This is a genomic window from Streptomyces boluensis (assembly GCF_009908195.1).
Lineage (GTDB): Bacteria > Actinomycetota > Actinomycetes > Streptomycetales > Streptomycetaceae > Streptomyces > Streptomyces boluensis.
The window spans coordinates 1-8,662 of record NZ_JAAAHS010000335.1; the positions used below are offsets into that span (position 1 = coordinate 1).

General features: G+C 74.5%; 7 protein-coding genes and 1 pseudogene. 7 read left to right on the forward strand and 1 reads right to left on the reverse strand.

Annotation, left to right across the window (positions count from 1 at the left end):
* A partial coding sequence (locus GUY60_RS29755) for a PucR family transcriptional regulator (protein WP_161703357.1) occupies positions 1 to 1,453 on the forward strand: 1,453 nt, incomplete at its 5' end.
* Here the strand turns inward: GUY60_RS29755 and GUY60_RS29760 are convergent.
* Positions 1,434 to 2,831, reverse strand: a complete 1,398-nt coding sequence (locus GUY60_RS29760) for a purine-cytosine permease family protein (protein WP_161703359.1) — start codon at positions 2,829 to 2,831, stop codon at positions 1,434 to 1,436. The two genes, GUY60_RS29755 and GUY60_RS29760, sit on opposite strands and share 20 nt — an antisense overlap.
* Before the next feature lie 294 nt (positions 2,832 to 3,125).
* Between GUY60_RS29760 and GUY60_RS29765 the strand changes: the two genes are divergently transcribed.
* The 6 genes and pseudogenes from GUY60_RS29765 to GUY60_RS39230 form a co-directional block, all read left to right on the forward strand.
* Positions 3,126 to 4,739 carry an AllF/FdrA family protein gene (locus tag GUY60_RS29765; protein WP_161703361.1) on the forward strand — a complete coding sequence of 538 codons (1,614 nt, stop codon included), beginning with the start codon at positions 3,126 to 3,128 and terminating at the stop codon, positions 4,737 to 4,739.
* Positions 4,736 to 6,271 carry a YlbE family protein gene (locus GUY60_RS29770; RefSeq protein WP_161703363.1) on the forward strand — a complete coding sequence of 512 codons (1,536 nt, stop codon included), beginning with the start codon at positions 4,736 to 4,738 and terminating at the stop codon, positions 6,269 to 6,271. The genes GUY60_RS29765 and GUY60_RS29770 overlap by 4 nt, the downstream gene beginning before the upstream one ends.
* Positions 6,268 to 7,128 (forward strand): oxamate carbamoyltransferase subunit AllH family protein, encoded by an 861-nt coding sequence (locus tag GUY60_RS39800; protein ID WP_161703365.1) that lies wholly within the window; start codon positions 6,268 to 6,270, stop codon positions 7,126 to 7,128. Before GUY60_RS29770 ends, GUY60_RS39800 begins: the two co-directional genes overlap by 4 nt.
* Before the next feature lie 58 nt (positions 7,129 to 7,186).
* Positions 7,187 to 7,585, forward strand: a complete 399-nt coding sequence (locus tag GUY60_RS29780; RefSeq protein WP_161703367.1) for a DoxX family protein — start codon at positions 7,187 to 7,189, stop codon at positions 7,583 to 7,585.
* Positions 7,582 to 8,049, forward strand: coding sequence for a peroxiredoxin (locus tag GUY60_RS29785; protein WP_161703369.1), 468 nt, complete (start codon positions 7,582 to 7,584; stop codon positions 8,047 to 8,049). The genes GUY60_RS29780 and GUY60_RS29785 overlap by 4 nt, the downstream gene beginning before the upstream one ends.
* 207 nt (positions 8,050 to 8,256) lie before the next feature.
* A pseudogene (locus GUY60_RS39230) lies at positions 8,257 to 8,358 on the forward strand (IS5/IS1182 family transposase); the annotation flags it as partial.
* Positions 8,359 to 8,662: the final 304 nt, after the last annotated feature.

The window sequence follows — 8,662 nt, forward strand, 5'->3', positions numbered from 1 at the left end:
CCGGGCGATCCGGGTGGCCAACATCATGGAAGTGCCGGACATCATCCGCTGGATGCGCGGCGGCGAGTTCCTGCTGACCACGGCGTACGCGGTACGCGACGACGACCGGGCGCTCACCGCCCTCGTCCCCGACCTGGCCGGGCGTGGACTCGCCGCCCTGGGCGTAAAGGTGGGCCCGTACCTGCCGCGGCTGCCCGCGCCGATGCTGCGGTGCGCGGACGAACTCGGCTTCCCCATCGTGGAGTTGCCCGGCGAGGTGATGCTGAACGACATCCTCTCCGAGGTCATCGGCACCGTACTGAACCGGCAGGCGCTGAACCTGGAGCGGTCGCAGGCGGTGCGTGACCGGCTTTCGCAGGCCGTGCTGCGCGGCGGCGGGTACCTCGAACTGGTCGCGGCCCTGGCCCGCGAGACCGCCGCGGCCGTCGCCGTACGCACGGTCGACGGAGAGGTGCTGGCCGCGGCGGGCGCGCCGCCCGAGGGCGCGGCGCCGAGCCTGACCCGGCCCATCGCCGTGGGCGGCCGGGCGGGCGGCGAGGTCGCCCTGTGGGTGCCGGCGGGGCGGGCCGTGGACGACGAGCAGGTGCTCGCCGTGGAGCATGTGGCGAGCCTCGCCGCGATGCTCGCGGTGCAGGAGCGGGTGCTCGCCGAACGGGAGCGCCGCTACCGGACGTTGCTGCTCACCGAGCTGGTCTCGCAGCCGCCGCGGGACCGCTCCGAGTCGGCCCGGCGGGCCGCCGCGCTCGGCTGGGACCTGGAGCGGCCGCGCGCCGCCGTGGTCGTCGAGGTCGGCGGCGCGGCGGGCGCAGCGGGCGGGGCGGCGGGCGACGTACGGGTGCGGGAGGAGCGGCTGCTCTCGGCGGCGCGTTCGGTGCTCGGCGCGCAGACCCCGGCGTGGGGCACACCGGGCGGCCTGACCCTGCTCGTGGAGCCCGGCCGGGCGCTCGCGGCCACCTGCCGGGCGGTGCGGCGCGCCGTGGCCGCCGCCTGCCCGTCGCACCCGGTGGCGCTGGCCGCCGGTGCCGTACGCGCGGACTTCGCGGAGCTGCATCTGAGCCACAGCGAGGCCCTGGCAACGCTCGCCCTCGGCCGTGAACTGGAGGGCCAGGGCGGCTCGTTCGTGCGGCTGCACGAGGAGAGCGGGGTCTACCGGCTGCTCGACCAGCTGCCCACGGCCGAGCTGCGGGCCCTGGTCGACGGGGCGCTCGGGCCGCTGATCGGCTACGACGCCGAGCACGACGGGAGCCTGGTGCACAGCCTCTCCGTCTATCTGCGGCACGACCGCAACGGCGTCGAGACCGCCGACGAACTGCACATCCACTACAACACGCTGCGCTACCGCCTCAAGCAGATCGAACGTCTCACCGGCGCACCGGACAAGGACCCGATGCGCCGGCTGCAGACCGAACTCGCGGTGCACGCACACCGGTTGCTCAACGCGCGGGCACGCTGACCCCGGTGCCGCCGCGGGCCCGTTCGGCGCGGGCCGCCCGTAGCTGCGGCAGCGAGAACAGCACGTACAGCAGGGCGCCGGTCAGCGGCAGCGCGTGCCACAGCTCGTCGCCGAAGCCGAAGCCGAGGACCAGGTTGACGGCGAGACCGGCTCCGTACGCGGCCACGGCACGCCAGTTGACGGCGGCGACGGCGGCCGCGGACAGGTCGTAGCGGCCGCGCCTGAGCAGGAAGTAGTCGGCGACGAGGATGCCGGGGATCAGCGGGATCGCGTAGCCGAGGTAGCCGAGGTACGTGAGGAACGCGTCGAGGATGCCCGCCGTCAGGCCGTAGTAGGCGAGGGCGCAGGCCACCGCTCCGGCGATGACGTTCACGGCGATACGGGGCAGGTCGACGGCGGTGCGGCCGGCGAGGCTGGCCGCGTACATGTTGTTGACCTCGTGCGGGAAGCCCTGGACGAAGATCGCGAAGGTGGCGAGGGCGCCGACGCCGACCGCGCCGAACGCGGCGCCCATGTCGCCCTGGCCGACGCCGAGTCCGAGCAGGATGCCGAGCAGGTTGAAGCCGAAGTTGCCGACCATGAACTCGGCGAGTGTGGTGGTGTACACGGTCTTCGTCGACTTGCCGAAGCGGGTGATGTCGGGGGTGACGGTGGCGCCGGTCATCCACTTGTTGACCCCGAGCGCGAACATCGCGAGCACGGTGGCCTCGCCCGCGCGTTCCGGTGCGGCGCCGACGATCGCGCCGAGACCGCCGGAGTGCTCGACGGCGGCGATCACCGCGATGATCACGGTGACCAGCATGAGCGGCACGCTGATCCGGCCCACCCAGGTGAGGCCCTTGCCGAAGCCGACGATGGACAGGGCTGTGTAGACGACGCTGAGGACCACGCAGTAGACGAGGCCGAGCACCGGGTCGTGGCCGCCGGGCAGCACACCGGCGGTGATGCCGGTGCTGTAGCCGACGAACCCGGCCGACAGGAGCGCGATCACGAAGGACGGCAGCCGGCTGCCGTTGCGGCCGAACGCGGCCTTCAGGCCGAGCGCGGTGGTGATGCGTTCGCGCTGCCCCATCAGTCCGCACAGGATCGACACGGCGCTGACCACCACGGAGGAGCCGAGCGCGATGGCGAGGGCGGTCCAGAACGGGAAGAACAGGCCGAGCGACATGCCGTAAAGCAGGTCGGTCGCCGACACCGTGAAGCCCATCCGGACCAGGGTGATCGACAGGGTGGAGCGGGACTCGCCGGGCGGCAGCCGGTCGGCGGCGAAGTCCTCGGTGGCCTCGGCGGCCCGCTGGGCACGGGTGCGGGCATCGGAAGCGGCGGATGCGGCGTGGGCCTCGGGCGGGACTTCGGGGGCATCGGGGACTTCGGTCATGCGCGGACACCTCGGGGGTCGTGCGTCGTCGGCGGACGGGACAAGGCGGCGCGGCGGGTGAAGGTGGGACGGGTGCGGATGCGGATGCGGATGCGGATGCGGATGCGGCGGTTCGGCGGTTCGGCGGTTCGGCGGTGAACCCGTAGTGCGGGCACGGGAGTTCGGCGGGCGTTCAGCTGATGGTCGCGGTCCCCGTGGGCCGGGTCACTGTCAGCGGCTGCCGGTGATCGCCTGGTCCGCGCTGGCACCGTTAGCCGAAGACAGCCCCCGGGGTGCGGACCGTACGGTCTGGCCATGGAGCGAACCCCTGACGAACCCGGCCCCCGGTCCGCTGACAAGTCCGGTTCCGAATCCTTCGGCGTGCTGAACTCCGTACGCCGCGACACCTACGCCGACTCCGTCGCGCTGATGCGGGCGGCGCGGCAGCTCACCGACCTGCCCGGCGTCGAGTCGGCGAGCCTGGTCATGGCCACCGGCGCCAATCTGCGGCAGCTCGCCGACGCCGGGCTGCTCACCGACGCCGGGCGCGACGCCCGCCCCAACGACCTGATCGTGGCCGTGCACGGCGAGCCCGACACGCTCACCGCCGCCGTCGACGCGGTCGCCGGCCTCCTCGACCGGCCGGACGAGGAGAGCGGCGGGGGCGACGGCGGCGGAGCGGACGCACCGGCTCCGCGTGCGCTCACCGAGGCCGACCCGGCGACGGTGCTCGCGCTGATCTCCACCCCCGGCGCGTACGCGGGCGCCGAGGCGCTCAAGGCGCTGCGCCGCGGCATGCACGCCTTCGTCTTCAGCGACAACGTTCCGCTCGCCCAGGAGGTCGCCGTCAAACGCGAGGCCCGTGCGCGCGGGCTGCTCGCGATGGGCCCCGACTGCGGCACCGCCCTCCTGGACGGGATTCCGCTCGGCTTCACGAATGCGCTACGGCCTGGGCGTACGGGCCTGATCGGCGCCTCCGGAACGGGACTTCAGCAGGTCTCGTGCCTCCTGGACGCGCACGGCGAGGGCATCCGCCAGATGATCGGCACCGGGGGCCGCGACCTGAGCTCCGAGGTCGGCGGCATCACCACCCTGGACGCGTTCGAGCTGCTCGACGCCGACCCCGGCTGCGCGCTGATCGTGCTGGTGTCGAAGCCGCCCGCCCCCGAGGTCGCCGAACGGGTCCTGGAGCGCGCCGCCCGCTCCGCGAAGCCGGTCGTCGCCTGCTTCCTCGACGGCACCGCGCCGTACGCCACCGACGGGCTCACCGTCGTCGGCACGCTGCGCGACGCCGCGTACGCCGCGGTGCGGCTGCTCGGCGGCACCCCGCCCGAGCGCTTCGCATGGCCACGGCCCGCACCACCGTCCGGGCACCTGCTGCGCGCGCTGTACGCGGGCGGTACGTTCGCGTACGAGGCGCGGCTGCTGCTCCCCGCCGCCGTCACCGAGACCGGGGCCGCCACCGGGACCGGGGCCGCCACCCCGCACTCGGCCGAAGTGACGCTCCCCGACCGGCACTTGATCCTCGACCTGGGCGACGACGCGTACACGGCGGGCCGCCCGCACCCGATGATCGACCCGACCGTGCGCGCCGCCCACCTGCGAGCCGCGCTGCGTGATCCCCGTACCGCCGTGATCGTCCTGGACGTGGTCCTCGGGCACGGCGCCGGTACGGACCCGGTCGGACCGCTCGCCGCCGAACTGGAGCGGGCGCCGAGGCGGTCGCGCCCCGTCGTCGTCGCGTTCGGCGTCGGCACGGACCGGGACCCGCAGGGCGCCGCCGAGCAGTTGGCGCGGCTGCGGCAGGCGGGCGTGCTGCTCGCCCCGACCAGTACGGACGCCGCCGAGTTCGCCGTGTCGCTGCTCCCTGCACGTGCCGAACGCACGCGCGTGGAGGGCGATTTGACCCCCGCGGGAGGCCACGCATGAGCACTGCCCCGTTGAGCACGGTCCCGTCGAGCACTGCCCCGTTCGGCTCGCTGCTCGGCGCGGCGCCGGTGCGCGTCGCCGCCGCGGGTGTGCCCGCGTTCGCCGAGGTGCCGCGCGGCGCGGGCGCCGAAGTCGCCGCGCTCGACTGGCGCCCGCCCGCGGCCGGTGACCCTGAACTCGCCTGGCGGCTCGCCCGCATCACCGCGCACGCGCGCGTGGAGGCCGCCAACGCCGAGGCCGTTTCCCGTCTCCTGGCCGTCCGGCCGGTGTGGCGGGACGTGCTGCCCGCGCGGGAGGCGCTGCCCGTGCTCGACGACCGGGCGAGCGGGCGCCGGCTGCTGCTGCACGCCGGGCCGCCCATCGCGTGGGACCGGATGTGCGGGCCGATGCGCGCGGGCGTGGTGGGGGCCGCGCTCCTCGAAGGCTGGGCCGGCACCGCCGAGGAGGCCGAACGGCTCGCCGCCACAGGCGAGTTGGAGTTCGAGCCGTGTCACCACCATGAGGCGGTGGGCCCGATGGGCGGGATCATCTCGCCGTCGATGCCGCTGCTCGTCGTCGAGGACCCGGCCACCGGGCGCCGCGCCTACTCGAACCTGAACGAGGGCGCGGGCCGCTGTCTGCGCTACGGCGCGCTCGGCGACGACGTGATGGACCGGCTGCGCTGGATGGGCGGCACCCTCGGCCCGGCCCTGCGCACCGCGCTGCGCGCGCTCCCCGACGGGGTGGACCTGCGGGCGGTCACGGCGCAGGCGCTGCAGATGGGCGACGAGTGCCACAGCCGCAACACGGCGGCGTCGGTGCTGCTCCTTCGCGAACTGGCCGCTCCCCTGGCCCGCACGCCGGACGGCCCCGAGGTCCTCGACTTCCTCGCGGACAACCACTACTGGTTCCTCAACTTCTCGATGGCGGCCGCGAAACTGGCCACCTCGGCGGCGGCGGGCGTTCCGCACTCCACTCTGGTCACCGCTTTCGCGCGTAACGGCGTGGAGGTCGGCATCCGGGTCAGCGGCCTCGGCGACGCCTGGTTCACGGCCCCCGCCACCCGGATCCGCGGCATGTACTTCGCCGGGTACGGGCCCGAGGACGCCAACCCGGACATCGGGGACAGCGCGATCACGGAGACGTACGGGCTCGGCGGGTTCTCGCTCGCCGCGGCGCCCGCCATCACCGGCTTCGTCGGCGGCACGGTCGCGGAAGCGCTGCGGATCAGCCGGGACATGGCCCGCATCACGCTGGCCCGGCACGAGGCGTACCGGCTGCCGATGCTCGGCGGGGTCGGCTCGCCGGTCGGCATCGATCTGCGGGCGGTGCTCGACACCGGCATCGTGCCGGTCGTCACCACCGGCATCTCGCACCGGGAGGCGGGCATCGGGCAGATCGGCGCGGGCCTCACGCACGCGCCGCTCGAATGTTTCCGCAAGGCTCTGGAGGCGTTCCCCGTACCGGAGTTCACGGACTCCGACTCCACGGACTCCGACTTCATGGACGCGTCGGGCGCGGATCCGGCGGGTGTCACGGCGGCCGGCGCGTGAGCCCAACGGCCCCGCACTGCGCGGCGTCGACCCTCACCGCCGCCGTGGTGCACGGGCCGCCGCGGCCCGCCCGCGTGGTGGCCGCGACGCGCGGCGCGCTCTATCTGCTCGTGCGGGGCAGCCGGACGCCGCTCGCGCTGCTCGCACCCGACGCGGTGCGGGTGCCGGCCGCCGTCGTCCTGCCCGCGGCCGCGGGCGACCGGCCCTTCGCGGGGCTCGGCCCCGGCCGCGCGGGACGGGTGGGGGGCGGCCGGATCGCCGTCGGGCCGCTGTGCCTGACGGCCGGGGTGTCCTGGGCGCCGCCCCGCGCCCAGGACACCCCACCGGGCCGGGCCCTCGACGTGCTCGCGGCGCTCCCTCCCCCGCGTCCGCTGCCGCCGGGGGTACGGGCCGCCGCCGCGCAGACCGTCCGCGCTCTGGCGTACGCGCACCCCGGTGCCGTACGCCGGTCCGCGGCGCGGCTGTTGGGGCTCGGGCCCGGACTCACCCCGTCCGGCGACGACTTCCTGTGCGGACTGCTGCTCGCCGCGCACCTCGCGCCGTACGCCCCGCCCTGGCTCGGCCCGCTCGCGGCGCTCGCCGCGCGGGCCGAGGGTTCCACGCCGCTGGTCTCCGCCGCGCTGCTGCGGCACGCGGCCACCGGGCACTGTGTCCCGCAGGCCGCCGCGCTGCTCCGGGCCGCAGCGACCGGCACCGGACTCGTGGGCCCGCTGGCCGCGCTGCTCGCGGTGGGCCACAGTTCGGGCGGCGATCTGCTGCAGGGCTTGTGCGCGGGGGCCCGTGTGCTGTCCGCGGGGACCCGCGTGCCGTGCGCGACCGGGCTTCCGGGCGTCTCACCCAAGGCACTTACTCCGTAGTAACACCTGGCGTAGGATCGCGACTCTCGCCGTCCGGTCCGCGCTCAGGAGGCAGCCGTTGCGCCCGCCCCGCACTCCCCGTTCAAACCCCCGCTCCCCGCTGCTGCTCGCCGGGCTCCTCGCCGGTGCGGGGGCCGCGCACTTCGTGGCGCCCAAGGTCTTCGACGCGCTGGTGCCGCGCGTCCTGCCCGGTACGCCGCGGGCCTGGACGTACGCGAGCGGCGCGGTCGAGTTCGCGCTTGCCGCGGGGGTCGCGCTGCCCGCCACCCGGCGCGTGACGGCGCGGGCGACGGCGGCGTTCTTCGTCGGCGTGCTGCCCGCCAACGTGAAGATGGCGGTGGACTGGCGCGACCGGCCCGCCCCGCTGCGCACCGCCGCGTACGCGCGCGTGCCGCTGCAGGCCCCGCTGATCCTGTGGGCCCGCAGCGTCGCCAGGTCGGCGGAGGGCGCCGTATGAGCCGCCGTGTCGAAGTGGGCACCGTCGTCGAGGACTTCACGCTCCCGGACGAGCTGGGCCGCCCCACCACCCTGTCGTCGCTCCTGACCGAGGGGCCCGCGGTGCTGTTCTTCTACCCGGCGGCCCTCACCCCCGGCTGCACCGCCGAGGCCTGCCACTTCCGCGATCTGGCCGCCGAGTTCACGGCCGTGGGGGCCCGGCCGGTCGGCATCAGCTCGGACGAGGTGGCGCGCCAGCAGGAGTTCGCCGAGAAGCACTCCCTCGGCTTCCCGCTGCTCTCCGACCCGGACGGTGTCGTACGCGGCCGCTTCGGCGTGGCCCGCGGCCTGGCCGTACTGCCCACCAAGCGGGCCACCTTCGTCATCGACAAACGGCGCACGGTGGTCGAGGTGGTGCGCAGCGAGTTCCGGATGAGCGCCCACGCGGACCGCGCGCTGGCGGCGGTACGCGGCACGGCGGGCTAAAGCGTGTCTCTTTGATCTGCTCGCCGGCTGATCGGATATCTCCGTCCGGCTAGTGATCACTGATGCGATGTGGGACCGGGTCGAGCCGTTCATGCCGGCCGATCCGGTCCGGGCCTGGCTGGACCTGCCGGACGAGCTGGGCTCATTCCAGACCGCTCATGAACGGCTGCCCAGGTGGGCCGTGTACGGCACCTGGGAACGGATCCTCGCACGCGGACCCGACCGGACCCCGTCCTGGCGGACCGCGCGTATTCATCCCGCGCGCTCCGTGCGCATCTTCGACGGCACGGAATCCGTGCAGTGCCCCCCAGCCCTCCGACCGGGTCCGCGCGATGACGCAGTCCCATTCCGCGGCGCGCGATCAGGCCAACCACCTCAGGCTGCGGAAGGGCGGTCAGCCGACCGCGCGATCGACCTCTTCCCACCCTTGCGACCGTCCCCGACCGAAAGTGACCCGCATTCGCGCGGGGAACGCTCCACTCCCGATCAGCCTGCGTCCATCCCCTTACACATCAAAAGATCACGACTCTCCGTAATCGATCCAGTACAGAAAGTGATGATTGTGCTGTCGTTGCCCTGCCGGGAACGGACGCGAAGTGCACAGTCCCTGTCT

Excerpts from the sequence above, each read along its gene's own strand:
- GUY60_RS29785 (WP_161703369.1), top strand. The coding sequence starts at position 7,582 with ATGAGCCGCCGTGTCGAAGTGGGCACCGTCGTCGAGGACTTCACGCTC.
- GUY60_RS29765 (WP_161703361.1), top strand. The coding sequence starts at position 3,126 with ATGGAGCGAACCCCTGACGAACCCGGCCCCCGGTCCGCTGACAAGTCC.
- GUY60_RS29770 (WP_161703363.1), top strand. The coding sequence starts at position 4,736 with ATGAGCACTGCCCCGTTGAGCACGGTCCCGTCGAGCACTGCCCCGTTC.
- GUY60_RS29760 (WP_161703359.1), bottom strand. The coding sequence starts at position 2,831 with ATGACCGAAGTCCCCGATGCCCCCGAAGTCCCGCCCGAGGCCCACGCC.